General features: G+C 72.1%; 27 protein-coding genes. 6 read left to right on the top strand and 21 right to left on the bottom strand.

Annotation, left to right across the window (positions count from 1 at the left end):
• Positions 1–9: 9 nt before the first annotated feature.
• A complete protein-coding gene (gene add / locus M8C13_RS10010) occupies positions 10–1,002 on the bottom strand; it encodes an adenosine deaminase (RefSeq protein ID WP_252480240.1) in 993 nt (330 codons plus the stop codon).
• A gap of 190 nt (positions 1,003–1,192) precedes the next feature.
• On the bottom strand, positions 1,193–2,095 hold the full coding sequence (locus M8C13_RS10005; RefSeq protein WP_252480239.1) for a LysR family transcriptional regulator ArgP: 903 nt from the start codon (positions 2,093–2,095) through the stop codon (positions 1,193–1,195).
• A 66-nt stretch (positions 2,096–2,161) separates the two neighbouring features.
• Between M8C13_RS10005 and M8C13_RS10000 the strand changes: the two genes are divergently transcribed.
• Positions 2,162–2,779: a LysE family transporter gene (locus M8C13_RS10000; RefSeq protein WP_252480238.1), complete on the top strand. Its 618-nt coding sequence runs from the start codon at positions 2,162–2,164 to the stop codon at positions 2,777–2,779.
• A 19-nt stretch (positions 2,780–2,798) separates the two neighbouring features.
• Here M8C13_RS10000 and M8C13_RS09995 read toward each other — a convergent pair whose 3' ends face one another.
• The 11 genes from M8C13_RS09995 to M8C13_RS09945 form a co-directional block, all read right to left on the bottom strand.
• Positions 2,799–4,340, bottom strand: coding sequence for an alkaline phosphatase (locus M8C13_RS09995; RefSeq protein ID WP_252480237.1), 1,542 nt, complete (start codon positions 4,338–4,340; stop codon positions 2,799–2,801).
• Complete coding sequence (locus M8C13_RS09990; RefSeq protein WP_252480236.1) at positions 4,340–4,870, bottom strand: hypothetical protein; 531 nt, start codon at positions 4,868–4,870, stop codon at positions 4,340–4,342. The genes M8C13_RS09995 and M8C13_RS09990 overlap by 1 nt, the downstream gene beginning before the upstream one ends.
• Positions 4,871–4,964: 94 nt before the next feature.
• Positions 4,965–5,516: an antibiotic biosynthesis monooxygenase gene (locus M8C13_RS09985; RefSeq protein ID WP_252480235.1), complete on the bottom strand. Its 552-nt coding sequence runs from the start codon at positions 5,514–5,516 to the stop codon at positions 4,965–4,967.
• Between the two features lie 40 nt (positions 5,517–5,556).
• A complete protein-coding gene (locus M8C13_RS09980) occupies positions 5,557–7,137 on the bottom strand; it encodes an ABC transporter permease (RefSeq protein WP_252480234.1) in 1,581 nt (526 codons plus the stop codon).
• Positions 7,134–8,042, bottom strand: a complete 909-nt coding sequence (locus tag M8C13_RS09975; RefSeq protein WP_252480233.1) for an ABC transporter ATP-binding protein — start codon at positions 8,040–8,042, stop codon at positions 7,134–7,136. Before M8C13_RS09975 ends, M8C13_RS09980 begins: the two co-directional genes overlap by 4 nt.
• A gap of 25 nt (positions 8,043–8,067) precedes the next feature.
• On the bottom strand, positions 8,068–8,826 hold the full coding sequence (locus M8C13_RS09970) for an alpha/beta fold hydrolase (protein ID WP_252480232.1): 759 nt from the start codon (positions 8,824–8,826) through the stop codon (positions 8,068–8,070).
• A 13-nt stretch (positions 8,827–8,839) separates the two neighbouring features.
• On the bottom strand, positions 8,840–9,331 hold the full coding sequence (locus M8C13_RS09965; protein WP_252480231.1) for a GyrI-like domain-containing protein: 492 nt from the start codon (positions 9,329–9,331) through the stop codon (positions 8,840–8,842).
• Positions 9,332–9,409: 78 nt separating this feature from the next.
• Positions 9,410–10,543, bottom strand: coding sequence for a glycosyltransferase (locus M8C13_RS09960; RefSeq protein WP_252480230.1), 1,134 nt, complete (start codon positions 10,541–10,543; stop codon positions 9,410–9,412).
• 20 nt (positions 10,544–10,563) lie between these two features.
• On the bottom strand, positions 10,564–11,676 hold the full coding sequence (locus tag M8C13_RS09955) for a serine hydrolase (protein WP_252480229.1): 1,113 nt from the start codon (positions 11,674–11,676) through the stop codon (positions 10,564–10,566).
• Positions 11,677–11,709: 33 nt separating this feature from the next.
• Entirely contained in the window at positions 11,710–12,522 is an 813-nt protein-coding gene (locus M8C13_RS09950) for a class I SAM-dependent methyltransferase (protein WP_252480228.1), read from the bottom strand.
• A gap of 1 nt (position 12,523) precedes the next feature.
• Positions 12,524–13,021 carry a MarR family winged helix-turn-helix transcriptional regulator gene (locus M8C13_RS09945; protein WP_252480227.1) on the bottom strand — a complete coding sequence of 166 codons (498 nt, stop codon included), beginning with the start codon at positions 13,019–13,021 and terminating at the stop codon, positions 12,524–12,526.
• 53 nt (positions 13,022–13,074) lie between these two features.
• Between M8C13_RS09945 and M8C13_RS09940 the strand changes: the two genes are divergently transcribed.
• From M8C13_RS09940 to M8C13_RS09925, 4 genes are all read left to right on the top strand, one after another.
• Entirely contained in the window at positions 13,075–13,944 is an 870-nt protein-coding gene (locus M8C13_RS09940; protein ID WP_252480226.1) for an EamA family transporter, read from the top strand.
• Between the two features lie 5 nt (positions 13,945–13,949).
• A complete protein-coding gene (locus M8C13_RS09935; protein ID WP_252480225.1) occupies positions 13,950–14,579 on the top strand; it encodes an NAD(P)-dependent oxidoreductase in 630 nt (209 codons plus the stop codon).
• A 37-nt stretch (positions 14,580–14,616) separates the two neighbouring features.
• Positions 14,617–15,153 (top strand): hypothetical protein, encoded by a 537-nt coding sequence (locus M8C13_RS09930; RefSeq protein WP_252480224.1) that lies wholly within the window; start codon positions 14,617–14,619, stop codon positions 15,151–15,153.
• 78 nt (positions 15,154–15,231) lie between these two features.
• Complete coding sequence (locus tag M8C13_RS09925; RefSeq protein ID WP_252480223.1) at positions 15,232–16,044, top strand: alpha/beta fold hydrolase; 813 nt, start codon at positions 15,232–15,234, stop codon at positions 16,042–16,044.
• Here the strand turns inward: M8C13_RS09925 and M8C13_RS09920 are convergent.
• The 8 genes from M8C13_RS09920 to M8C13_RS09885 form a co-directional block, all read right to left on the bottom strand.
• Positions 16,041–16,538 carry a pyridoxamine 5'-phosphate oxidase family protein gene (locus tag M8C13_RS09920; protein WP_252480222.1) on the bottom strand — a complete coding sequence of 166 codons (498 nt, stop codon included), beginning with the start codon at positions 16,536–16,538 and terminating at the stop codon, positions 16,041–16,043. The two genes, M8C13_RS09925 and M8C13_RS09920, sit on opposite strands and share 4 nt — an antisense overlap.
• Before the next feature lie 17 nt (positions 16,539–16,555).
• A complete protein-coding gene (locus M8C13_RS09915; protein WP_252480221.1) occupies positions 16,556–17,179 on the bottom strand; it encodes a Sua5/YciO/YrdC/YwlC family protein in 624 nt (207 codons plus the stop codon).
• Positions 17,180–17,233: 54 nt separating this feature from the next.
• Entirely contained in the window at positions 17,234–18,154 is a 921-nt protein-coding gene (locus M8C13_RS09910; protein ID WP_252480220.1) for a DUF5829 family protein, read from the bottom strand.
• A gap of 58 nt (positions 18,155–18,212) precedes the next feature.
• Complete coding sequence (locus M8C13_RS09905) at positions 18,213–19,358, bottom strand: hypothetical protein (RefSeq protein WP_252480219.1); 1,146 nt, start codon at positions 19,356–19,358, stop codon at positions 18,213–18,215.
• Positions 19,359–19,554: 196 nt separating this feature from the next.
• Positions 19,555–20,349, bottom strand: coding sequence for an ABC transporter permease (locus M8C13_RS09900; RefSeq protein WP_252480218.1), 795 nt, complete (start codon positions 20,347–20,349; stop codon positions 19,555–19,557).
• Complete coding sequence (locus tag M8C13_RS09895) at positions 20,346–21,311, bottom strand: ATP-binding cassette domain-containing protein (RefSeq protein WP_252480217.1); 966 nt, start codon at positions 21,309–21,311, stop codon at positions 20,346–20,348. Before M8C13_RS09895 ends, M8C13_RS09900 begins: the two co-directional genes overlap by 4 nt.
• A gap of 119 nt (positions 21,312–21,430) precedes the next feature.
• On the bottom strand, positions 21,431–21,997 hold the full coding sequence (locus tag M8C13_RS09890) for an EXLDI protein (RefSeq protein ID WP_252480216.1): 567 nt from the start codon (positions 21,995–21,997) through the stop codon (positions 21,431–21,433).
• Between the two features lie 101 nt (positions 21,998–22,098).
• Complete coding sequence (locus M8C13_RS09885; protein WP_252480215.1) at positions 22,099–22,968, bottom strand: alpha/beta fold hydrolase; 870 nt, start codon at positions 22,966–22,968, stop codon at positions 22,099–22,101.
• A gap of 82 nt (positions 22,969–23,050) precedes the next feature.
• Here M8C13_RS09885 and M8C13_RS09880 point away from each other — a divergent pair, with 82 nt between their 5' ends.
• On the top strand, positions 23,051–23,599 hold the full coding sequence (locus tag M8C13_RS09880) for an ABATE domain-containing protein (protein ID WP_252480214.1): 549 nt from the start codon (positions 23,051–23,053) through the stop codon (positions 23,597–23,599).
• Positions 23,600–23,610 lie beyond the last annotated feature (11 nt).

Raw genomic sequence — 23,610 nt, 5'->3', positions numbered from 1 at the left:
CTGCCTTGTTTATCGCATCGGCGGCGGGGGCGGTGCGGCGCTCCAGGCATCGATGTCGCGGTGCAGGGCGGCCTTGGTGGTGGCTGGGGCGAAGGAGGCGTCCACGGCGTCGCGGGCCAGGTCGGCCAGTTGCGGGTCGGTCAGGCCGAAGGTGTCGCGGGCCTGCTGGTACTCCTCGGTGAGGGTGGTGCCGGTGAAGTTGGGGATGTCGGTGTTGAGGGTGACCACCAGTCCGGCGGCGAGCAGGTCGGGCAGCGGGTGGCCGGCCAGGTTCGGGACCAGGCCGAGGGTGACGTTGGAGGAGGGGCAGACTTCCAGGGGGATGCCGCGGTCGGCGACCTCGGCGGTCAGCTCGCGGTCCTCCAGCACGCGGAAGCCGTGGCCGAGGCGTTCGGTGTGCCCGAGGGTCAGCGCTTCCCGGATGCTGTCCGCGCCGCAGCACTCACCCGCGTGGTGCACCTGGTGCAGGCCCGCGTCCTTGGCTTCCCCGATGACCTGGGCGAACGGGGCCAGCGGGTAGGTCTCCTCCCCCGCCATGTCCAGCCCGATCACCCGCTCCGGGAACCTGCGGGCCAGCTCCAGGGTGCGGCGGGCCCGTTCGACGGAGCGGCGGCGGGAGTGGTCGAGGATGACCTGGACCTCGATGTTGTGCTCGGCCTCGCCCTCGGCCAGTCCTTCCAGCACCGCGGTCAGTGGCATGGCCAGGTCGCCGAGGCGTTCGCCGTGCGCGGCGGCGGTGAACCGGATCTCGGCGTAGCGGGTGCCCTGGGCGGCCTCGTCGGCGCAGAACTCCCTGGCCAGGCGGCGGAAGTCGGCCGGGTCGCGCAGGCAGTCACGGATGCGGGAGTTGGCGTCGGCGAAGGCGCGGAAGCCCTGGAAGGCGGAGCCGCTGGGCAGCTCGACCCCGTGCCGGGCGGCCAGTTCGCGGAGGGTGGCCGGGCGCAGGGTGCTTTCCAGGTGCACGTGCAGATGGGCCTTGGGCAGTGCGCGCAGATCCCGCATGGCCGCAGCTTAAGCATCCGGGGCGGGTGGCGCCGCCGAATTACGGGTCAGTCGAACCAGCCTAGCCAGGGGCATTCCAGGGCGAACCAGTAGTCGAGCACCACAGCTGGGGTATCGGGCGGCAGGTCCTCGGAAAGGTGCATGCCGGCAGCGTGCTACCTCCAGCTAGGTGGAGGTCAAGGCAGTGAGGTCAGGGCAGTGGGGCGAGGTGTTGTGCCGCGGTGCGCGCCACCGCCTCGGCCAGTGCGGTCAGCGGCGGCGAGTCCAGTTTCCACTGCTGCCAGTACAGCGGCACGTCCACCGGGTGCGCCGGGGCGAGGTCGGTCAGCAGGCCGCGGGCGGCGTGGTCACCGGCTTGCACGTCCGGGATCATGCCCCAGCCCAGGCCCTGCACGACCGCGGCCAGGAAGATGTCGGAGGCGGGCACCAGGTGCTGGCGGCTGCTGGGGTCGCGGCCGGTGCGGGCGCGGGCGAACTGGTGCTGCAGGTCGTCCTTGCCGTCGAAGAGCACCACCGGCGCCTCGGGCAGCAGCTCGGCCAGCGGGCCGCCGGTGAGCCAGCGCTCGACGAAGGCCGGGTTGGCCATCGCGCGGTAGCGCATCCGGCCCAGCGGTCGCACCGAGCAGCCCTGCACGGGTTCCGGGCTGGAGGTGACCGCGGCCAGCACCAAGCCCTCGCGCAACAGGTCGGTGGTGTGGTCCTGGTCCTCGCGGCGCAGCGCGAAGCAGACCTGGAGGTGCTCGGGGACCCTGGTCAGCGCGGTGAGGAACCAGGTGGCCAGCGAGTCGGCGTTGACCGCGACCGGCAGCACCGTGGGCCTGCCGTCCTCGGGCAGGCCGAGCTCGGCGCGGGCGTCGTGGGCGAGCAGCGCGAGCTGCCGGCCGAAGCGGGCCACCACCTCGCCGGAGGGGGTGAGCCGGACCGGTTTGGCGCGTTGCAGCAGCACCCGGCCGACCCGCTGTTCCAGGGCCTTGATCCGCTGGCTGACCGCGGAGGGGGTGACGTGCAGGGCGCGGGCGGCGGCCTCGAAGGTGCCCTCGTCGACCGCGGCCAGCAGGGTGCGGACCTGGTCGAAGGGCAGCTCGTCCATCACGATGGCTAATGATAGTGAAGAATCTTTAGCTGGCCTGCTGGATCCGCACTCCTTAGCGTCAAGAACGTGTACGGATACTTGACACCGCTGGCCGCCGGACTGGGCACCGGGTTGTCCCTCATCATCGCGATCGGTTCGCAAAACGCGTTTGTGCTGCGCCAGGGCCTGCGCCGGGAGCACGTGCTGCCAGTGGTGGGCATCTGCGCGGTCTCCGACGCGGTGCTGATCGTGGCCGGGATCAGCGGTATCGGCGGGCTGCTGACGCTGTGGCCGGCCGCGCTGACCGTGGTCGGCTGGGCCGGGGCGATCTTCCTCATCGGCTACGGCCTGCTCGCCGCGCGCCGGGCGCTGCGCCCGGCAGCCCTGCACGCCGGGGGCGCCGGGGGCGGTTCGCTGCGGGCCGCCGTGCTCACCTGCCTGGCGCTGACCTGGCTCAACCCGCACGTCTACCTGGACACCGTGCTGCTGCTGGGCTCGGTCGGCAACGGCTACGGGCAGGCCCGCTGGTTCTTCGCCGCGGGTGCGGTGGCAGGCAGCCTGCTGTGGTTCGGGGCGCTGGGCTTCGGGGCGCGCTCGCTGTCGGGGGTGTTCGCCCGGCCGGTGGCCTGGCGGGTGCTGGACTCGCTGATCGCGGTGACCATGCTGGCCCTGGGGGTCACGATGGCCGTGCGCGCCTCGGCGTGACGGCCATCGTGACCAGGGCTCAGGCCCGCCGGTACTGCGCGGCCGAGCCGACGGTGGCCGGGTCCTCGTAGCTGCCCGGCTTGCCGCGGTCGACGTGGAAGGTGGTCAGCGTGCTGACCGGGGAGTCGGCCACCTTGCGGTCGCCGATCACCCGCATGTGGGTGGACCAGCGCCGCGGGGTGACCTCGTAGACGTCGTAGCCGTAGCGGTTGCCCTCGAAGTACTTCAGGTGCGGGTTGGCCTTGCCCATCACCGGCCCGTTGGTCTTGTTCCACTCCGCGGAGTAGGCGCCGGAGGTGACCGAGTGCGCGGTGAACTCGGTGCCGATGACCGGGGCGTCGGGGTTGTCGAAGTCCGGGCGGATGTCGTCGACGAAGGCGGAGTGCCAGTCGCCGGTGATCACCACCAGGTCCTCCAGGCCCTTGCGGTGGGCCTGGCCGAGCACGCTGTCGCGCTCGGTGCGGAAGCCGTCCCACTGGTCGGTGAAGTAGTAGCCGCCGCCGGGTTTGGCCAGCTGGCTGAGCATGATCGAGTTGACCCAGCAGTGCCAGGCGTCGCTGGGCGAGTCGATCTGGCGGCCCAGCCAGGCGCGCTGCTCGGCGCCGAGGATGGTGCCATCGGGCAGGTTCTGCGCAGAGCGGTACTGACGCAGGTCCAGGATGGACAGGTCGAGCAGGTCGCCCCAGCGGCGCTGCCGGTAGATCTGGATGTCCGGCAGGCCGGTGTCGGCGCGCGCGGGCATGTGCTCGTACCAGGCCTGGTAGGCCGCGGCGCGGCGCTTGACGAACGGCGCGGAGCCCTCGGTGCCGCTGTGGTCGTTGACCACCTCGTGATCATCCCAGGTCAGGTACCAGGGGTGCGCGGCGTGCGCCTCCCGCAGGGAGGGGTCGCCCTTGTAGAGGGCGTGCCGCTTGCGGTAGTCGGCCAGGGTGAGGATCTCCGGGCCGTCGTGGTCGCGGATGTGGCTGCCGCCGACCTTGCCGTGCTCGTAGATGTAGTCGCCCAGGTGCACCACGAAGTCCAGGTTCTCCCTGGCGATGCCGCGGTGGGCGGCGTAGAGGCCGTCGTGGAAGGCCTGGCAGTTGGCCGAGGCGAACCGGACCTTGTCCACCCGGCCGACCGGGGCGGTGCGGGTGCGGCCCAGGCGGCTGCGCTGGCCGAGGGCCTCGAAGGCGTAGTAGTAGGTGCGGCCGGGCCGCAGGCCGTGCACCGGCACGTGCACGCTGTGCCCGAGCAGCGAGGTGGCCGGGGTGGTGCCGCAGGCGACCGTGCGGCGCAGTTCGCGGTCCTCGGCCACGGTCCACTTGACCTCGACCGCGGCGGGCAGTGGCTGTTCGGCGGCCAGCGGGTCGGGGGCCAGGCGGGTCCAGAGCACCACGCTGGTGGGCATCGGATCGCCGGAGGCCACGCCGAGGGTGAAGGGTTTCGGGTCGTAGGAGACGCCGAGGTCGGCGGCCGCGGCGTAGGCCTGGGCCGGGGTGAGCGCGCTGGACAGCGGCCACACGGTGCCCAGTGCGCCTGCGGCGGCCGCGCCGCGGAGCAGGGTGCGTCGGTTCAGCATCAGCGGGCTCCCACGGTCAGGCTGAGGTTGTCCGCGTAGCCGTCGTTGGACGTGCCACTGCCGGAGCGGGTGAACAGCAGGGTGATCCGGGCGCGGGTGCTGCCCGCGGGGACCGGGCCGGTGGTGGTCTGCTCGACCAGGCCGGTGCGCAGGCCGCGTTCCTGGGCGGTGACCGGGCCGAGCACGGCCAGGCCGATCGGGTAGCCGGTGTGGTCCAGGAACTCCACTGACAACCGGACCCCGTCCTGCTGGGTGGCGTAGCCGCCGAGCCAGCCGGAGAGCCGGAACACCGAACCCGGGGGCAGCCGCACGGTCTGGGTGAGCCGGGTGCGCGGGCTGTTGCCGCCGCTGAGGAACTGCGCGCCCCGGTCGGCCGGGCCGGGATCGCTGGTGGTGGGGTAGCCGCCGCCCGCGGCGTAGCGGATCAGCGCGGGGGCGCCCTCGACGGTCTGCCAGCCGGGCACCGTCGGCGTGGGCTCCCCCGCGCCGCCGGTGCCGCGCTCGGCGTCGCCGTTGTTGATCAGGTTCACCGGTGACCTGCCTCCTGGATTCGGGAACGGCGGGATTCTGCCGACCGTAAGAGGTGTTCCGGTGAACGGAACATGGCCGTTGGTCGTGGACTTTTCAGTGCCTGGGGGCGGGGTGTGGCAGATAACGGCGCCAGGCCGGGCTCTCCTGGACGCCGGTGAAGGCCAGGTGGGCGGCCGGGTCGGTCCACTCGGCGTAGTTGCGCACGCCGGTGCCGTCGGCGCTGAGGTGGAAGTGCGCGGCCAGCAGCCCCGGGATCCGCACCCCTTCGGCCTCGGCCTGCTCCCCGGCGGCGAACATCTCGTCGACGAAGTCGCGCTGGCGCTGGGCGTCCGGGCGGTCGAAGTCGATCGCGGCGATGACCACGCACCCGGCCGGTCCGGTGGCGTCGACCTGGCTGCGGTAGCGGCGGTACTCCGCCAGCGGGACCGGCGCGGTCGCGGCGTGCGCGCGGGCGGCGGCGCTGGTGGCCCACTGCGAGTAGTGCAGCAGGCTGGCGCCGTCGGTGCCGAGGTAGTGCGCGCGGGCCAGGCAGCCCTCCGGCAGGGGCTCGGCGGTGAGCCGGTCGAGTTCGGCGGTGGGGTCGGCGCTGGTCCACTGGCCGATCAGGGCCACGGCGGCGTCCGGGCGGGTGAGGTCGGGGAGCATGGGCGCAGCCAACCAACCCCACCTGTGGTGCTCAACCGAGTTAGCCGATCCGCAGGTCACGGCGCTGGATGAGGACCAATCCGGCGGCGGCGAACAGCGCGGCCACCCCGAGCAGGGCCAGCGCGGCGGCGCCATCGAAGGGCTGGGCCGGGAGCAGGGCCTGGTGCCGGAACGGGGAGAGGTCGAGCAGCCAGGCGGGCAGGCCGGCCAGTGGTCCGAACAGGGTGAGCACGAACCCGGCCATCGGCAGCAGGGTGCCGAGGGCGGCCGCCCAGCGGGGCAGCACCGCGACGAGCAGGGTGGCCGCTCCGGCGAACACGGCGGCGGCAGGCAGGGTGTTCAGCGCGGCGGCGACCAGCACCGAGGTGTCGTGGCCGCCACTGGCCCACCAGGACAGCGCGGCCGCGGATCCGGCGACGGTGGCGGTCAGGGTCGCGGCCAGCAGGCCTGTGAGCAGGTGCGCGCCCAGCCAGCGGGACCTGGTCAGCGGGCGGGCCAGCAGCACCTCGGCCTGGCCGGTGCGTTCCTGTTCGCGGGCGCTGACCACGGCCTGGGCGGCGACCAGGGCGATGAGCAGGCCGATGATCTGGAACAGGGTGGCCAGGAACGCCTCGGTGAACCGCCGCTCGCCGCCGGAGATCGCCGCGAGCATCGCGCCCAGCTGGGAGTTTCCGGCCAGGATGCCGGAGACGCCGTCCACGATCGCGCCGATGGAGGCGGCCAGCACGGCCAGGCCGAGGGCCCAGCCGAGGATGGCTCCGGTGTGCAGGCGCAGGGTGAGCAGTTCGACCGCGCGCAGGGACCGGCCGTGCGCGGGGCCGGGGCGGGCGTGCAGCAGTCCGGCGCCGAGGTCGCGGCGCGCCTCCATGGCCAGGGCGGCGGCGATGGTCAGCGCGGTGAGGCCGAGCAGCAGCAGGAGCGGCCAGGCGCGGTCGGTGGTGTAAGGATCCACCCGCTGGGCCCAGCCGAGCGGGCTCAGCCAGCGCAGCCAGGAGACGTCGGCGTTGGCGTCGGCGAGGGTGCGCAGCAGGTAGCCGGTGGCCAGCGCCGCGCCGGTGAGGCCGCTGACCGCGCGGCGGGAGGTGGCCAGCTGACTGGCCAGCGCGGCGAGGCCCAGGTGAGCGAGTCCGGCCCCGGCGCAGGCGGCCCCGAAGAGCACCGCACCCAGCGCCGGAGTGCCCTCGGCGAGCATCACCGTGGTGATCACCGCGCCGAGCAGCAGGGTGCCGGTGCCAACCACGAGCAGGGCGGAAGTCAGCGGCGCGGTGCGGCGCACGGCTCCGGCCCAGAGCGCCTCGCGCAGGCCGTTCTCCTCATCGCCCCTGGTCAGCTGGGCGAGGGTGAGCAGGGCGAACAGCGCGATGACCACGCACTCGAACTGCCCCATCCGCCAGGTGACGAACCCGCCGAGGGTGCCGATATCGCCGGGCGCGCCCAGGGTGGCGTAGAGCGCGGGCTGACTGGCCAGCGCGGCGATGGTGGCCTCGCGCTGGGCCGGGTCGGGAAAAGCTTCCTGGTAGGCGGCGATGCCGACGATCATCAGCACACCGATCGCCGCGCCCCAGGACAGAGTGCGCAACCAGACCCGGCGCAGGGTAAGCCGCAGCAGCAGCGCGTTCACCGGCCCGCCTCGGTGTAGTAGCCGAGGAAGAGCTCCTCCAGGGTGGGTGGCCTGCTGGTCAGGGTGTGCACCCCGGCGGCGGCCAGTGCGGTCAGCAGCTCGTCCATGGCGCCGGGCTGGGCGCGGCAGGTCAGCCGGTAGCGGCCGTCCTCGGACTGGGTGAGGGTGGCGCCGGTGACGCCGGGCAGGCCGTCGGTCTGCACCGTGCGGGCCAGTTCGGCTTCCACGGTGTAGGCGGAGAGGTGCCGCAGCTCGGCCAGGCTGCCGCTGTCGACCAGTTCGCCGGCGCGGACCACGCCGACCCGGTCGCAGATCGACTCGACCTCGCCGAGGATGTGCGAGGACAGGAACAGCGTGCGGCCGTCCTCGCGGGCCTCGCGCACGCAGTCCCGGAAGGTCTCCCCCATCAACGGGTCCAGGCCGCTGGTGGGCTCGTCCAGGATGAGCAGTTCGGCTCCGGTGGCGAAGGCGGCGACCAGGGCGACCTTCTGCCGGTTGCCCTTGGAGTAGGTGCGGCAGCGCAGCGAGGGGTCCAGCTGGAACCGCTCGATCAGCTCGGCCCGCCGGGCCGTCTCGCCGGGGCTGCCGTGCAGGTGCAGCAGCGCGTCGATGGCCTGGCCGCCGGTGAGCTGCGGCCACAGCGCGACATCGCCTGGCACATAGGCGATCCGGCGGTGCAGGGCCATCGCCTGCCGCCGCACGTCCAGTCCGAGCACGGTAGCCCGGCCGGACGTGGGGCGCAGCAGGTCGAGCAGGATGCGGATGGTGGTGGTCTTGCCCGCGCCGTTGGGCCCGAGGAAGCCGAAGACCTCACCGGTGCGGACCTGGAGGGTCAGCGCGTCCAGGGCGCGCCGCCTGCCGTAGTCCTTGGTGAGGTTGTCGATGTCGATCGCGACTTCGCCCATGGGCGAGATCATCCACCTCGCGGATTCACCCTGCGCGTCGGATCGGTATCCAGGTGGGCACGGCTTCATCTCGCAGGAACTCGCCCACGATCTCCCGGCAGCGCAGGGGTTTCTCCTCCAGCAGCGCGTGCGAGGTGCCGGGCACCACGGCCAGCTCGGAGTCCGGGATGCCGCGGTAGAGCGCGAGGGTGTGCTCCAGGCTGATGATGTCGTCGTCGGCGGCCACCACCAGTGTGCGCACGCCGATCCTGGCCAGGTCCTCGGTGGTGAGCAGCTGCTCGGCCGCGGCGGAGGCGGCGAGCTTGGCCAGCACCACCTGGAGGTGCTCCGGCGGATGCGGGGCCACCTCGGCGTAGGCGCGGGTGATCACCTCGGGGATCTCGCCGCCGGGCTCCGGGGTCATCAGCCAGCCCGAGTGGTCGTAGGCCCCGCTGATCAGCACCAGCTTGCGCACCAGGTCCGGCCGCCGGTGCGCGAGCAGCAGGGCGACCACCGCGCCGTCGCTGTACCCGGCCAGGTGCACCGGCCCGCCGACCACGGTCTCGATGAACTCGATCATGTCGGCGGCCATCAGGTCGTGGCTGATCGGGCCCTCGACGTCGGGGGTGTGGCCGTGGCCCCGACGTTCGGGCAGGTAGAGGCGGAACTGCTCGGCGAGGGCGTCCAGGTTGCCCGCGAAGCAGCGGGCGTCGGTCATGCCGCCGTGGAAGAGGACAAGGGGTTCGCCGTCGCCGCGGACGTCGTACCAGGTGGGCACGCCGTTGACGGTCACCGTGTCAGGCATTGGTCAGCTGCTCTCAGTCGGCGAGCCGGAAGGCCAGCTGGGTGGACCACTTGGTCATGTCGGGTTCTTCCTGCGGGTTGGTCAGGAAGCTCTCGAGCCGGCTGCCCCAGTGCTCACCGCGGTCGGAGGTGCGCCGGTCCCAGGTCAGGTTCTGCTTCTCGGCCCACGTGAGCAGGTTCTCGGTGACCTCGATCAGCTGGTCGGGGTGGCCGGTGTGGGTGAGCGTGACGTAGCGCCCGGCGGGCAGCTCGCCGGGGGTGATGTCGCCTTCGCCGGTCATCGGCTCGGCGGTGGGCACCCCGGCCTCCACCACGAGCTCACCCGCCATGTCGATGACGTGGTAGCGGAAGAACGGGGCGCCCGCGAGGTTCCCGCCCCGGCCCACGATCAGGCCGATGATCTCGCCGATGCGGTCGGCGACGAGGTGGAAGCTGGTCATGGTGACCGTGGCGGTGACACCCAGGTAGGGCTGGGCGGCGCGGGTCTCGATCTGCGGTTCGGTCAACGGAGTTCCCTTTCGCATCCGGCTGTCGGTCACCCGACGAACGAGCCTGCCGCAGATCGACACCCCGGGCAGGGCGAATCAGGGCATCGCGGTGATCCAGTCGAGCGCGACGCCCGGTCCGGGCAGGGCGGCGATCTCGCTGGCGAACTTCTGGGTACGTTCGGCGTATCCAGGGTCGGTGAGCAGCGCGGCCGCGGCGGCCCGGATCTGCTCCGGGGTGGCGGTGGTCGGGTCGAGGTGGCTGCCGAGGCCGAGCGCGGCGCAGCGGGCGGCGTTGTGCGGCTGGTCAGCGCCCATCGGCAGCAGCAGGCTGGGCAGACCGTGGGCCAGCGCGCCGGTGACGCTGCCGGAGCCGCCGTGGGAGACGACCAGGTCGCAGTACGGGAGCACCTCGGCCTGGGGCAGGTAGCGCTCGATCCGGACGTGGGCGGGCTGCGGGCCGAACTCGGCGGGGTCGAGGTGACGGCCGAGGGTGACCAGCACCGCGGCGTCCAGTTCGCGCAGGCCGGTGAGCACCCGGTGGAACAGGTCGCCGGACTCGCGGTTGAAGATCGTGCCGAGGGTGAAGTAGATCGTCGGGCGGCCGGGGATGACCCAGTCCGGGGTCTCGGCCGGGCGCTGCGGGATAAGGGGTCGGAAGGCGCGGGCGGTGGCGGGCAGCGGGTCGGCCGGGTCGCGGAAGGACAGCGGCAGCGGGGACAGGACCAGGCGGCGCAACGCGTTCAGGTCCGGATCCGGTGGCAGGCCGTGGGCGGCGCGCAGCTCGTGCAGCGGCTCACCGACCACCTCGGTGGTGGCGAAACCACCGGCGGGCATGCACGTGTTGGTGGCGCAGGGCAGGCCGAGCACCTCGGCCGCGATGCCGGTGGCGTAGTCGGTCTCGTCCCTGACCAGCACGTCCGGCCGCCACTGCCGGATCAGCTCCAGCTTGCCGGGCAGCTGGTCGGTGGTGATCCGCCTGCCGAAGGCCTCGCGCAGGTCGCGGCGTTCCCGTTCCGGGTCGATGGGCGCGAGCGGGGTGATCTCGCTGCGCTGGTCGGGGCCGCCGGAGCCCACTGGGAAGGCGGTGAACCCGGCGGCCTCGACCACCTCGTGCAGCATGTGCCCGGTGGCGAAGGCGATGGTGTGCCCGGCGGATTGTGCTGCCCGGGCAAGGGGTTTGAGCGGTTCGAAGTGTCCGTTGCCGCCGACGAAGCTGAACAGGATGCGCACAACCGGCCAGCCTGCCAGCCTCAGCTCGGCGGCCGCCAAGGTTCGCCGCAGAACTCCAGGTTGATCACGTTGACCATGTGCAGCACCTGCTTGCCGTCCTTCGGGCTGAACAGCGAGCTGGAGATGATCACCTGCCGTTTCGCGTCGGCGGTGGCGAAGGCCATGGTCGAGTAGCCGGGGATGGCGCCGGTGTGCCCCCACAGCCGCACGCCGCAGGTGGTGCTCATCTCCTCGATGCCCAGGCCGTAGCGCGGCCAGGCCGGATGGCCGGTGCTCACGGCCTCGGTGCGCATCCGCTCGACCAGCCGGGCCGGGAGCAGACGGCCCTCGGCGAGCGCGGTCTGGAAGCGCCGGAGATCGTCCACAGTGGACACCGCGCCGTAGGCGGCCCAGGCGAAGGAGGGGTCCAGGTGGGTCAGCTCGGTCCGGGGACCGGGGTCGATCCGGTAGTGGCCGGAGGCGTGCGGGCCCCACAGCAGCGGCAGCCGGGGCAGCTCGCTGGCGTGCATGCCCGCGGGCCGGAACACCCGGTGGCGCAGCTGGTTCGCCAGGCCGTCACGGGTGACGCGCTCGATGAGCAGGCCGAGCAGGATGTAGTTGGTGTTGGCGTACTTCCAGCTGCCGGGCTGGCCGTGGCCGAGTGCGTTGGCGGTGCGCACCAACTGTTCCGGGGTGAACCGGCGGTGGACGTAGTCCGCGGGGTCGGCGAACTCGGGCGCGCCGATGTAGTCGGTCAGGCCGCTGGTGTTGTGCAGCAGTTGCTCGACGCGGATGTCCTCGCCGCCAGGGACCAGGCCGGGCAGCCGCTGGCCGAGGGTGTCGGTCAGCGCCAGCTCGCCCTTGTCCACCAGTTGCAGCAGCACGGTGGCCACCAGCATCTTGGTCAGGCTGGCGATCCGGAACCGGCCCTGCGCCGGCACGGGCGCGCCGGTGTCCAGGTCGGCCACGCCCGCCTGCGCCCGGTGCACCTGGTCGCCGTTGTGCACGGCGAGCATGACGCCGGGCACGCCCGCGGCGACCATGCCGTCGAGTTCACGCTGGAGGTCCGGGCGGGTGTCCGCGGCGGCGGTGCCGGGGGTGAGCAGGGTGGCGGCGAGGACGAGCGCGAGGACCCTGCGTGGAGTTGATCTCACACGCCGAAGCTAGCGAGGCGTTGCTGAGAGCCTTCACAGCCAGAGGTCGACGACCACCGCGTCGAACTGCTCGCTGAACCGGCCACTCGGACTGGCCTGCGCCAGCAGTCGCCGCAGCCGGTCCTCGAACTCCGCGCGGCGGTCGCCGAAGAGGTGCGGGGCCGAGCTGGACAGGGAGAACACCGCGGCGACGACCTCATCGGGCGTGCGGATGGCCACCTGGCCGGGCACCTCGATCCGCCTCGGACCGGTGAACCCGGCGGCGCGGTAGACCTCGGCCTCGCCCCCGGCGGTGCCCTGCGGCAGGTGACCCTGGCCCGCGCGACGCACCGGGCCGAGGAACTCGCGCACCAGCCCGGTGATCTCCTCGTGCGGCGGCCGGGGATGCGGCAGCGGGACCGTGGGCTCGATGCCCTGGTGCGTGGTGGCGTGCACGTGCGCGCAGGCCCCGCCCTCGGCCAGCATGCCGCGCACCGCCTTCGCCACCACGGGCCGGTCCATCCAGTGGAAGGACTGGGCCAGGGTGACCAGGCGGAAGGTCCCGAGTCCGGCGGGCAGCTCCTCGGCGCGCAGGCGCAGCCAGCGGATGTTGCCCGTCCCGGCCGCCTGCCGCTTGGCCTCGGTGATCATGTCCGGGTCGGCGTCCACCCCGACCGCCTCCTGGAACAGGCGGGCCAGCGGCAGGGTCAGGGAGCCGGGGCCGCAGCCGATGTCGAGCAGGCGGCCGGTGCCGTCCAGCCGCAGTTCGGCGGCCAGCGCGTCGGCGAGCCCGGCCGGGTAGGCGAGGCGGCCGCGCGCGTAGTGCTCGGCGCTGCCCGCGTACAGCGACGCGTCCCAGGTCCACATGTCAGAAAACGGTATCCCCCAAGGAGGTCAGCAGGGTGCGCAGGATGTCGGCGAGGTCGGTGCGCTGCTGCGGGGTGAGTCCGGCGAGCAGGCGTTCCTCGGTGGCCACGTGGTCGGGCAGTGCCCGGTCGATCAGCGCCTTGCCCTCGGCGGTGAGCTGGACGTGCACCACCCGGCCGTCGGTGGGGCTGGGTTCGCGGGTGATCAGGCCGCGGGCCTGCAACCGGTCCAGGCGCTGGGTGATCGCGCCGGAGGTGACCATGGCCGAGCGCATCAGCTCGGCCGGGGTCAGCCGGTGCGGCGGGTCGTTGCGGCGCAGGGTGGCCAGCACGTCGAAGGAGGCCCGGTCCAGGCCGTGCTCGGCGAAGGTGCGGGCCATCGCGGTGCCGGTGAGCCGGTTCGCCCTGCCCAGCCTGCCGAGCACGGCCATCGGGGAGACGTCCAGGTCCGGGCGCTGGGCGGCCCACTGCGCGAGTACGCGGTCGACGTGATCTGTCACGCACCCATCCTAAATGACTTAGCGATGTCTTAGCGGTGAGATACATTGCCTTAGTGCTAAGCAATCGCCTGGGGGTCTTGCTGGTCACGGCACTGGCCCCCGCCATCTGGGGATCGACCTACCTCGTCACCACCGAACTGCTGCCACCGGACCGCCCGCTGCTGGCCGCCGTGCTCCGCGCGCTGCCGGCGGGTCTGCTGCTCGTGCTGATCACCCGCCGATTACCGAGCGGCCAGTGGTGGTGGCGCGCAGCCGTGCTCGGCACGCTCAACATCGGCATCTTCCTGGCCCTGCTCTTCGTCGCGGCCTACCGCCTGCCCGGCGGTGTCGCGGCCACCCTGGGCGCGGTGCAGCCGCTGCTGGTGGCCGGGTTCTCCGCTGGACTGCTCGGCACCCGGCTGACCAGCCGGACCGTGCTCGCGGCGCTGGCCGGGCTCGCCGGGGTGAGCCTGCTGGTGCTGCGCGCCGACGCCGCCCTGGACGGCCTCGGCGTGGCCGCCGCGCTCGGCGGCGCGGTGGTGATGGCCCTGGGCGTGGTGCTCAGCAAGCGCTGGCGCGCCGAGGCCCCGCTGCTCGCGGTCACCGGCTGGCAGCTGGTCGCCGGCGGCCTGGTCCTGCTCCCGGTCACCCTGCTGGTGGAAGGCCCGCCGCCGCCCGTGCTGACCGGGGCGAACCTGCTCGGCTACGGCTACCTGGCGATCATCGGCGCGGCGGTGTCCTACGCGCTGTGGTTCCGCGGCATCAACGCCCTCTCCCCCACCGAGGTCACCTTCCTCGGCCTGCTCAGCCCACTGGTGGCCACCCTGCTCGGCTGGCTCGTCCTCGGCCAGGGCCTCACCCCGGTCCAGGGCCTGGGCGGCCTGGTCGTGCTGGCCGCCGTGGTCACCGCCCAACTCCCCTCCCGCACCCTCGTCAGGAGCTGATTCCCTTGCGCATCACCGTTTTTGGCGCCACCGGCGCGACCGGCAGCCGGGTCGTCACCGAGGCCCTCGCCCGCGGCCACCAGGTCACCGCGGTGGCCCGCTCAGCCGACCGCTTCCCCGCCCTGCACCCGAAGGCGATCCACCGCGCGGCCGAGGCCACCGACCCGGCCGCGATCGCCGAACTGGCCGAGGGCCAGGACCTGGTGATCACCGCGACCCGCCCGCGACCGGGCCGGGAACCTGAGCTGGTCCAGGTCGCCGAGGCCATGCTCACCGCCCTGCGCGAGACCGGGGTCCGGCTGCTGATGGTCGGCGGTTCGGCCAGCCTGCGGGTGGCAGGCGGCGAACTGCTCGTGCACACCGCCGACTTCCCCGCCCACCTGCGCCCGATCGCGTTGGCCTGCAAGGACCAGCTGGCCGTCGCCGAGGCCAGCACCGGCGTGGACTGGACCTACCTGAGCCCGCCGATGCTGCTGGAGCCGGGGGTGCGCACCGGGCGGTACCGGGTGGGCAAGGACGAGCTGCTGGTCGACGAGCGGGGTGAGTCCGCGATCTCCATGGAGGACTTCGCGGTGGCGCTGCTGGACGAGGCGGAACGGCCACGGCACCGCGGCCGGTTCACCGTGGCCTACTGACGGGAGGGATCCCGGGGACCTGTGGTGCGGTGGGCGGATGACGCCACTGCTGCGCGCGCTCGGCCCACTGGCCGCGCTCGCCCTCGCCGGGTGCGCCGCACCGCCGCCCCAGGCCCCGCCGCCCGCCACGTCCGCGACCACCACCGCGGCACCCAGCCCCACCTCAATGCCCAGTTCCACCCCGGCGGCCAGCTCGCCCGCCCTGCCATCCGCGCCGAGCACGTTGCCGGAGGCGGCCGACGGCGCCAACCTCGCCGCCTGCGCCGACGGGACCTGCGAGGTGCTGATGACCAAGCCCGCAGCGGTCCGGCTGCCCAAGAACATGAATGCCAGGCTGGCGGTGAAGTCGATCGGCGAGGGCGCGGCCGTGCTCGGGTTCGGGCCGACCGTTCCCGGGGGCGACTTCTCCGTCGGCTGCGAACCGGTGCAGTGCAAGTCGCGGCTGGTCGCGGGCGACGGCAGCGAGCCGAGCGTGGTGACCGTGCCGGCGGGGGTGACGGTCACCTTCAACAAGGTCAAGGTGACCACGGTGGCCGTGGTCGGCGAGACCGCGGTGCTGCGCGTCCGCTATTAAGTGTTGCTAGGTACCGGCAGTTAACGCTACCTTGCACCGGTACTCAGTGACACCAAGTAGCGCAAGGAGCAGCTGACCATGGCCGAGGCGAACGAGACAGCCCCGAAGACCGCGAAGTGGACCGGCATGGTCCCGGTGGACGACACGGCCCTGGCCGTCACCGACACCGGCGGTCCCGGCATCCCGGTGCTCTACCTCAACGGCCACATGGCCTCGCAGGTGCACTGGCGACGGACCATCGCCGAGCTGGGGCCCGGTTGGCGGCACATCACCTACGACATGCGGGCCCGCGGCAAGTCCAAGCGTTCGGCGGACTACTCCTTCGAGACCAACGTCCGCGACGTCGACGCCGTGCTCGCGGCCAGGGGCGTGGATCGGGCGCTGGTGGTGGGCTGGTCCTACGGCGCGTTCGTCGCGGCGCACTGGGCCAGCCGCAACCCCGGCCGCACCGTGGGCGCGGTGTTCGTCGAGGGCGCGCAGCCCTACGACTGGTACGACGAGGCCATGGCGCAGCGGATCCGGAAACTGTGGCGGTGGCTGAGTGTGGCCATGCTGCCGCTGCGCCTGGCGCGGCTGACGCCGACGATGACCGGTGCCCAGATGGCGGAGAGCAACATCGAGGTCGGCAGGCTCGCCCGGGAGAGCGTCCTGGGCCCGGTGCTGGACGAGATCATCGTCCCGGCCCGGTACGTGAACGCCTCGGGATCGTCCTTCGGCAGCAAGGGCGATGAGCAGGAGCTGATCCGCGCCAGCCTGTCCAAGGTGACCGCCCGCAACCCGCACATCAAGATCCACGCCAAGGTCGCCAGCACGCACGGATCCATCCTGCGCAAGGACTTCCGCGCCATCGCCGGGGCCATCCGCGAGGTCGCCGCGCCCGGCCCGGCCTAGGCGGGCCGGCGCTCGGCCCGCTGCCGGATCAGCTCCTCCACCGGGCTGGGCAGGGTGGTCTCGAAGTCGATCAGCTTCACCCAGGTCGGGGTCACCACGATCCGGACCATGCCGTCATAGAGCGAGCGGACCTCGGCCTCCCACACCACCCGCTGCTCGGGCGTCATCTGGTAGCTGCCGTTCATCTCCAAGTACTCCGCCGGGATCCCCTCCACCACGTCCAGCTCGGCCCGGCCGCGGATGAGCAGGAGCTTGGGCGGGTGCACCTCGGTGTCGATGGTGAGGGCCACCATCGGGTTCGCCCGCAGCGAGGCCAGCTTCGGGGCGTTCGTGCTGGTGCACATGACGATCTCGGCGCCGTTCCAGGTGAATCCGATCGGCACGTTGCGGGGGGTGCCGTCCTTGGCCACGTAGGCCAGGCGGGTCAGGTCCCGGGCCAGCAGCTCCTGGCTGATCGGCCGGTTCAGGACCTCGGTGATCTCGTTGGCGTGCATGGCCGTTCCTCTCGTCCTCAGGTTCTCAACCCTGGGACGGAGCCATCGCCGCGTTCTCGACATCCGGCAGCACGTTGTTCGCGCAGGTATTCCAGATAGGCAGCCGCTCCGCCGTGCGCGTGGCACTGCGCGCCTGGCCGGAGGTGCTCGATCCCGGCTCTGGTCAGGCGCACGGTGGTGGTGGCGCGCCTGTCCTGCGCGGGGCGGCCGTCCCCGGCAGCCAGCACGTGCACCTCCGGCGGGAACTCCGCCCGCGCGGCCGCCGGTCCGGCAACCGGGGCGTGTCCGGTGCGGTTGGCGCTGCTCACCCGCAGCGGGTGGGTGAGCAGCGGCCGCAACGGCGCCCAGCAGGAGCCGAACACGAGCACAAACCCGTCCCGCGCCGCCTCCTGGACCCAGTCCGGCGCGGTGCGGGTGACCGGCAGCAGCGCGGTCACCCGTTCCTGGGCCAAAAGCTCCCTGGCCCAGGTGACCTGGTGCGGATCGAGGTCCAGTGCCGCGGCGAACTCCGCCCACGGCCCGTCCTCGACCAGCCACAACGCCACCGCCTGGCCTGCCGGGCGGCCCTTGGCCGCGTTGACCGCCTCGGCGGTGGTGGCGGCCACCACCGAGGTGAGCGGGTGCGGGTTGGGCAGCACCACCGCCGCGCCACTGGCCAGCGCGGCCGCCGCCCGGACCAGGTCAGTGATGGCAGGTCACCGCTGGAAGGTCCACACGGCGCGGGTGCCGGGGCCGACGGTCAGGGTCGAACGGCCGATCGGCACCACCTGACGCGCGCCCAGGTCCCGGTTCAGGGTGAACTCGACCATGCGCAGGCCGATCTGGTCCTGCGGCACGGCCTCCAGGCGCATCGTGGTGCCACCGCGGGTCACCAGCACGCCACCGGGGAAGGGGGTGACCACAAAACCGCCCGCGGTCAGCAGCGGCAGCGTCACCTTCAGGTCGCGCGCGGTGATACCGATGTGCATCGCGGAGACGTCCCGCATCAGGTGCTTCTGGTAGTCCTCGTTGAGGTAGCGGTCCCTGCTGACCTCGCCGGGGTAGGCGGCGGGCCGGATCTTGGTGCGCGGATCGCTGAGGTACTCCTCGCGGTACTCCATGCCCCAGGCGTTGAGCGACTCGTACTGCTCGGGGCTGGTGAAGATGGCGTCGAACCAGGGCACCGGCACGCCGTCGCCGAAGTCCCTGGTCTGCTGGAACTCCACCGGCTTCACGCCCTGGTCGCGCAGGCGCTGGCGCACCTTCTCCAGCTCGCCGGCGTTCTCGGTGGAGACGCCGAAGCCGGTCATGCCGAGCTTGCCGTCCTCGCCGGGCAGGTCGCCGACCCCGAACATCTCGAAGTAGGTCTCGCGGCCCATCAGGTAGCGGCCGGTCCAGGTCTGCCCGCCCGCACCGGTGGTGGTGCGCACGTGGAAGCTGGCGAACTCCCGCAGGTAGGCGGAGTGCTCGATGGCGTCGGCGGTCTCTCGGTCGACCACCCCGTAGCCGTGGTTGAAGAACATCAGTTGCCGTGCAGGCGTCGGCTCGGCCGAGGCCGTCCCGGTGACACCGGCCAGTGCCAGTGGGACGGCCAGTGCGGCGGCCGTGATCACACGTAATACCCGTCGAAGCAGCATGACCGGATGCTAGATCGCGCTGACCTGCGGCGTTAGTGATTCGAACAGACCCGAATCCTCACTTGGACATCAACTGGTCGAGTTGCCGCTCGGCGCGTTCGGCGCGGGCCAGGGTCTGGGCGCGGGCCTCGTCCAGCGCGGCCAGGCGTTCCTCGGCGGTGGCGCGGGCCTGTTCGACCGCGGCCGCCAGCTCGCGGGCGTGGCCCTCCCGCAGCTCGCGGAGTTCCTGGCGGAGTCGGTCCAGCTCAGCGCGGGCGTCCTCGGCGGTCTGCTCGGCGCGTTCGGCACGGACCTCGGCCTGGGCGCGGGCTTGGTCCGCGGCGGTGATGCGGACCTGGGCGGCCCGGTCGGCCTGCTCGGTGGCGGTGATGGCCTCCTTCCTGGCCTGGGCCACGGCGTTGGTGGCTTCGCGCTGGGCGCGTTCAACCGCGGACTGGGCGTCCCGCTGCACCTGGGCCACCGAGGCGGCGGCCTCCCGCTGAGCCGCCTCCACGTCCTTGGCCGCCTGGCGACGGGCCTGCTCGGCCTGGGCCACCGCCTCCTGCTGGACGCGGTCGATCTCGGCAGCGGCCTCCCGGCGCACGCCCTTGATCAGCACCTCGGCCTCGTTGCGGGCGGCCAGCACCTCCTCGGCGGCCTGGCGGGTGGCGGCCTCGGCCTGGGCTTCGGCGTGGTCCCGGGCGGCCAGCGCGGTGATCGCTTCCTGCTCCGCGGCCTCGGCGGCGCTGGCCGCGTCGTCCGCGGCGGCTTCGGCCTGGGCCCTGGCAGTCTCGGCTTCCCGGCGGGCCGCTTCGGCGGCGACCGCGGTGGCCTCGGCCTCGGCGATCCGGCGGGCGGCGTCGGCCTGGACCGCCTGCACCTGGGCTTCGGCGGCGCTGGGGTCAGCCAGGGTGGACAGTTCGGTGACCGCGGAGTTGAGGGTCTGGTTCAGCTGGCCGGCCAGCGTGCGGAACTGGGTCAGAAGCTCGTCAGCGCGTAGTCGGGCCGCTGTCACTGGTCCAGTTTGTTTCGTCACGGTGACGATGGATTCGGCTGCTTCCTCGCCCTGTTGCAGCCGCTGTCGTTCCCGCCAGGCCCGCCAGCGGGTGTGTTCGGGCAGGTCGCAGTACTCCGAGGGGCGCCCTGGGCCGCCGGTGCGGGCGATCGGGCGGGTGCAGCCCGGGTAGTTGCATATTCCGGGCTCGCGGCTGACTTCGACGGTCACCGGAGAATCGTAGCGTTACTTCCGTCGCGCGCACACGTAACGACACGAAACGAAATCCAATCGGAGCGATTGGGCATCGTAGACGAAAGCCCTGGTTGACCTCCGATAAGTGAACATTATCGGCGGTCAACCAGGGCTGGTCGGGTTGATCGAGTCGAACTGAGTTTGGTTTGCGTTGTGTTTGTGCGACGTTACGTTACTGCGACGAATCGCGGTTGTAGAGCCGGACCGCCATCACCGCGCCGAAGATCGCCAGTCCGAGGCACCAGGCGATCGCGATCAGCCAGCTGTAGCCGATCGGGGTGCCGGTGAGCAGCCCGCGCAGGGTGTCCACGATGGGGGTGAACGGCTGGTACTGGGCGACCAGCGCCACCCCGTCGGACATGGCGGCCGGCGGGATGAACGCGCTGCTCAGGAAGGGCAGGAACTGCAGCGGGAAGGCCGCGGTGTTGGCCCCGCCCTCGGTCTTGGCCACCAGGCCGATGGCCACCGCGAGCCAGGTGAAGGCCACGATCACCAGCGTGACCAGGCCGAACACCGCCAGCCACTCCCCCGGTCCGGCGGTCGGCCGGAAGCCCATCAGCAGGGCCAGCAGGATGATCAGCGTGACGCTGACCAGGGTGCGCAGCAGCCCGCCCAGCACCTGGCCGATCAGCACCGAGCTGCGGCTGATCGACATGGTGCGGAACCGGGCGATGATGCCCTGCTGCATGTCCGAGCAGACCTTGATCGCCACCGCGCTGCCGCTGGCGGCGCCGATGGCCATCAGCACGATGCCGGGGGTGAGGTAGTTGAGGTAGTTGCCGGACCCGGTGAGCGGGCTCATCGCGTTGCCGAAGACGAAGCCGAACAGCAGCATCATCAACAGCGGCATCATCACCGTGGCCACGGTCATCAGCGGATAGCGCTGGGCGTGCCGCAGGTCCCTGCGCAGCATGGTCAGCGAGTCGCGGATGGTGGCGGGCCGGGCGGTCAGGGTCATCGTGCTCATCGGGCGGGTTCCTTGTCAGCGTCGGCCGCGTGGCCGGTGAGGGCGAAGAAGACGTCGTCGAGGTCGGGGGTGTGCACGGTGAGCCGGTCGACCTCGACGCGGTTGCTGTCGAGCCGGTCCAGCACGGCGCGCAGCTCCAGCACGCTGCCGTCGCCGGGGACCTGCAGGGTCAGCGACTGCGGATCGGGCGTGCCCGCCGGGAAGATCCGCTCGGCGGCGGCCAGCTGGTACTGGCTGGGGAAGCGCAGCTGGACGAACCCGCCGGGGATGCGGCGCTTGAGCTCCTCCGCCGTGCCCTCGGCGACCAGCCTGCCGTGGTCGAGCACGGCGATCCGGTCGGCGAGCTGGTCGGCCTCCTCCAGGTACTGGGTGGTCAGGAACAGGGTCACGCCCTGCTCGGCGACCAGCTCGCGGATGATCTCCCACATGGTGTGCCTGCTGCGCGGGTCCAGCCCGGTGGTGGGCTCGTCCAGGAAGATCACCCGCGGCGAGCCGACCAGGGTCATGGCCAGGTCCAGCCGCCTGCGCATGCCACCGGAGTAGGTGGCCGCGAGCTTGTCCGCGGCCTGGACCAGGTCGAACTTGGCCAGCAGCTCGGCGGCGCGGCGGCGGCCTGCCGGGGTGGGCAGGTGGTTGAGGTCGGCCATCAGCTGGAGGTTCTCCCGGCCGGTGAGCAGGTTGTCCACCGCGGAGAACTGCCCGGTGACCCCGATCGCGGCGCGCACTCCGGCCGGGTCGGCGACCACGTCGTGCCCGGCCACGCTCAGCTGTCCGCGGTCCGGGCTGATCAGCGTGGACAGGATGCGCACCGCGGTGGTCTTGCCCGCGCCGTTGGGGCCGAGCAGGGCGAAGACCGTGCTCTCGGCGACGTCCAGCTCCAGGCCGTCGAGCACCACGTGCTCGCCGAAGGACTTGTGCAGGCCGGTCACCGTGATCGCCGACCGGGCGGACGTGACTGTCATGATGTGCTCACTTCGTTTCCGTTTGCGAATGTCGATGGGCGCGCTCGGCCCTTGATGGGCAGCGCGAAGAGACCCGGCGTGCTCAGCCGGGCGGAACTACCGCGGGTGGAAGCGGTGGATCAGATGTCGAGGTCCTCGACGGGCGGCTGTTCGGCGGCCCTGGCGATCAGGCTGTACAGCTCGGCCGGGATCTTGGCCTGCAGTTCGGCCACGGTCTCGACCACCTCAAGGGTGGCCTCGCCCTCGTTGAAGCCCCAGGTCTGCTCGCTGAGGCCGAGGAAGCTGGACCAGCTCTGGTTCTGGCCCATGCCGATCAGGCCGCGCCAGCCCTCGGCCGGCCCGGTGCCCTCACTACCCGGCTCGCCAGCGGTCCACTCCGGCGAGCGGTCGATGTGCAGCACGAACTTGCCGGTGCGCGAGCGGTAGACCCGGTACACCTCGACCCGATGGTCGCTGGCCTTGCCCCACTCGCCGAGCAGCACGCCGGAGAAGCGCACCTTGCGGCCGACGCCGGGCCCGACCTTGACCACGACCTCGTCAAAACCGGCGGCCCTGCCCTCTTCCATGTCCACGTACCGGCGCAGCGCGGCCACGATCGCGGCGGAGAGGCTGCCCCCGGCGAGCTCCTGCGCTCGGGCGAACAGCTCCAGGTCATCACCGGAAACGTAGATCGTCTTGTTCGGCACGACAGCATCCTAACCCCCACCCCTCGGCCTGCTATACGTATGAGTGTACGTAGATAGGGCCGGTCGCGCAAGGATCGCGCGACCGGCCCCGTTCATGCAGGTCAGAGCTTGTCCAGGAACTCCGCGATGAGCGTCGCGATTTCCTGCAGACGCTCCTCCAGGGCGAAGTGACCGGTGTCGAAGAGGTGCAGCTCGGCCTCCGGAAGATCGCGGAGGTAGGCGTGCGCGCCGGCCTCGGTGAAGAACGGGTCGGCCCGGCCCCAGGTGATCAGCGTGGGCGGGGTGTGCGTGCGCAGCCAGTGCTGCCAGTCCGGGTAGCGCTCCAGGTTGCGGTGGTAGTCGAACATCAACTGGACCTGGACCCGCTGGTGCAGTGGCAGGTCGAGCAGCCGCTGGTCCAGGGCGGGACCGTCCGGGTCGACCAGCGAGCGGTCGCGCACGCCGGTGAGGTACTGCAGGTCGAGCGAGCCGCTGGAGACCTCGCGCAGCAGGACCTCCTCGGCGCCGGGCTGGTCCGGGCGCAGGTCGAGGAGCTGCTGGAACAGTGCGGAGATGCCCTGCTGGTAGGCGTTGCCGTTCTGCACCACGAGTCCGGCGACCCGCTCCGGCCTGGCCTCGGCGAGGCGGAAGCCGACCGGTGCGCCGTAGTCGAAGACGTAGAGGGCGTAGCGGCGCAGGTCCAATGCGTCGACAAAGCCGGTGATCACTTCGGCGAGGTGGTCGAAGGTGTAGGCGAACTCGGCCGGGTCCGGGGTGTCGCTGTGGCCGAAGCCGGGCAGGTCGGGGGCGATGAGGTGGTAGTCGGAGCCGAGGGCCTCGAACAGGCGGCGGAACTGGTGCGAGGCGGTCGGGAAACCGTGCAGCAGCAGCAAGGTGGGCGCCTCGGCCGGGCCGGCCTCCCGGTAGAAGATCCGCAGTCCGTCCACCTCGACGTGCCGGTGGGTGATCCGGGGCAGGGTCAGCGCGGTCATGTCACATGCCTTTCTGGTCGCTTGATGCATTAGTAGACCGTTGTCGACTAATGCGTCAAGGCGGTGCGGTAGCATTAGGTACATGGTGGAGTTCCCGCTGACCGGTGAGCAGCTGGCGTTGGACCTGCTCAACACGCGTCCGCACCTCGGCGGCGAGCCGGTGGACCTGCTGGCCACACCGGAGGGACTGCGCGAGTGGCTGGCCGTGCAGTCCGACCGGTTGTCCGCGCCCCCGGACACCGAGGTGGTGCGCGAGGTGGTGTTCGCGGCGCGCGAGCTGGCGGCGGCCGCGGTGGCGGCGCTGCGGCAGGGGCAGGTGCCGCCGACGGAGGTGCTGCCGGGACTGACCGAGTTGCAGCGGGCCGCGCCGGTGCACCAGGAGTTGAGCTGGGACGGCGGGGTGGTGGTGCGCCGGGTCCGGTCGGGTTCGGCCGCGCAGCGGGTGGGGGCGGAGCTGGCCGAGGCGGTGGCGGAGCTGATCGCGGGGCCGGTGGCCGGGGTGCGGGAGTGCGAGAGCGAGGACTGCGTGCTGCTGTTCCTGCCCGCCCATCCGCGGCGGCGGTGGTGCTCGGCGCAGCGCTGCGGCAACCGGGCCCGGGTGGCGCGCTACTACCAGCGGCACAAGGGCTAGCCGCGCCGGTT

This window comes from Crossiella sp. SN42 (assembly GCF_023897065.1).
Lineage (GTDB): Bacteria > Actinomycetota > Actinomycetes > Mycobacteriales > Pseudonocardiaceae > Crossiella.
The sequence above is the reverse complement of the archived record's forward strand: the minus strand, read 5'-3'. Positions and strand labels throughout refer to the sequence as shown.

Excerpts from the sequence above, each read along its gene's own strand:
- add (WP_252480240.1), bottom strand. The coding sequence starts at position 1,002 with ATGCGGGATCTGCGCGCACTGCCCAAGGCCCATCTGCACGTGCACCTG.
- M8C13_RS09995 (WP_252480237.1), bottom strand. The coding sequence starts at position 4,340 with ATGCTGAACCGACGCACCCTGCTCCGCGGCGCGGCCGCCGCAGGCGCA.
- M8C13_RS09985 (WP_252480235.1), bottom strand. The coding sequence starts at position 5,516 with ATGCTCCCCGACCTCACCCGCCCGGACGCCGCCGTGGCCCTGATCGGC.
- M8C13_RS09975 (WP_252480233.1), bottom strand. The coding sequence starts at position 8,042 with ATGGGCGAAGTCGCGATCGACATCGACAACCTCACCAAGGACTACGGC.
- M8C13_RS09970 (WP_252480232.1), bottom strand. The coding sequence starts at position 8,826 with ATGCCTGACACGGTGACCGTCAACGGCGTGCCCACCTGGTACGACGTC.
- M8C13_RS09950 (WP_252480228.1), bottom strand. The coding sequence starts at position 12,522 with ATGTGGACCTGGGACGCGTCGCTGTACGCGGGCAGCGCCGAGCACTAC.
- M8C13_RS09930 (WP_252480224.1), top strand. The coding sequence starts at position 14,617 with ATGACGCCACTGCTGCGCGCGCTCGGCCCACTGGCCGCGCTCGCCCTC.
- M8C13_RS09925 (WP_252480223.1), top strand. The coding sequence starts at position 15,232 with ATGGCCGAGGCGAACGAGACAGCCCCGAAGACCGCGAAGTGGACCGGC.
- M8C13_RS09920 (WP_252480222.1), bottom strand. The coding sequence starts at position 16,538 with ATGCACGCCAACGAGATCACCGAGGTCCTGAACCGGCCGATCAGCCAG.
- M8C13_RS09910 (WP_252480220.1), bottom strand. The coding sequence starts at position 18,154 with ATGCTGCTTCGACGGGTATTACGTGTGATCACGGCCGCCGCACTGGCC.
- M8C13_RS09900 (WP_252480218.1), bottom strand. The coding sequence starts at position 20,349 with ATGAGCACGATGACCCTGACCGCCCGGCCCGCCACCATCCGCGACTCG.
- M8C13_RS09895 (WP_252480217.1), bottom strand. The coding sequence starts at position 21,311 with ATGACAGTCACGTCCGCCCGGTCGGCGATCACGGTGACCGGCCTGCAC.
- M8C13_RS09885 (WP_252480215.1), bottom strand. The coding sequence starts at position 22,968 with ATGACCGCGCTGACCCTGCCCCGGATCACCCACCGGCACGTCGAGGTG.
- M8C13_RS09880 (WP_252480214.1), top strand. The coding sequence starts at position 23,051 with ATGGTGGAGTTCCCGCTGACCGGTGAGCAGCTGGCGTTGGACCTGCTC.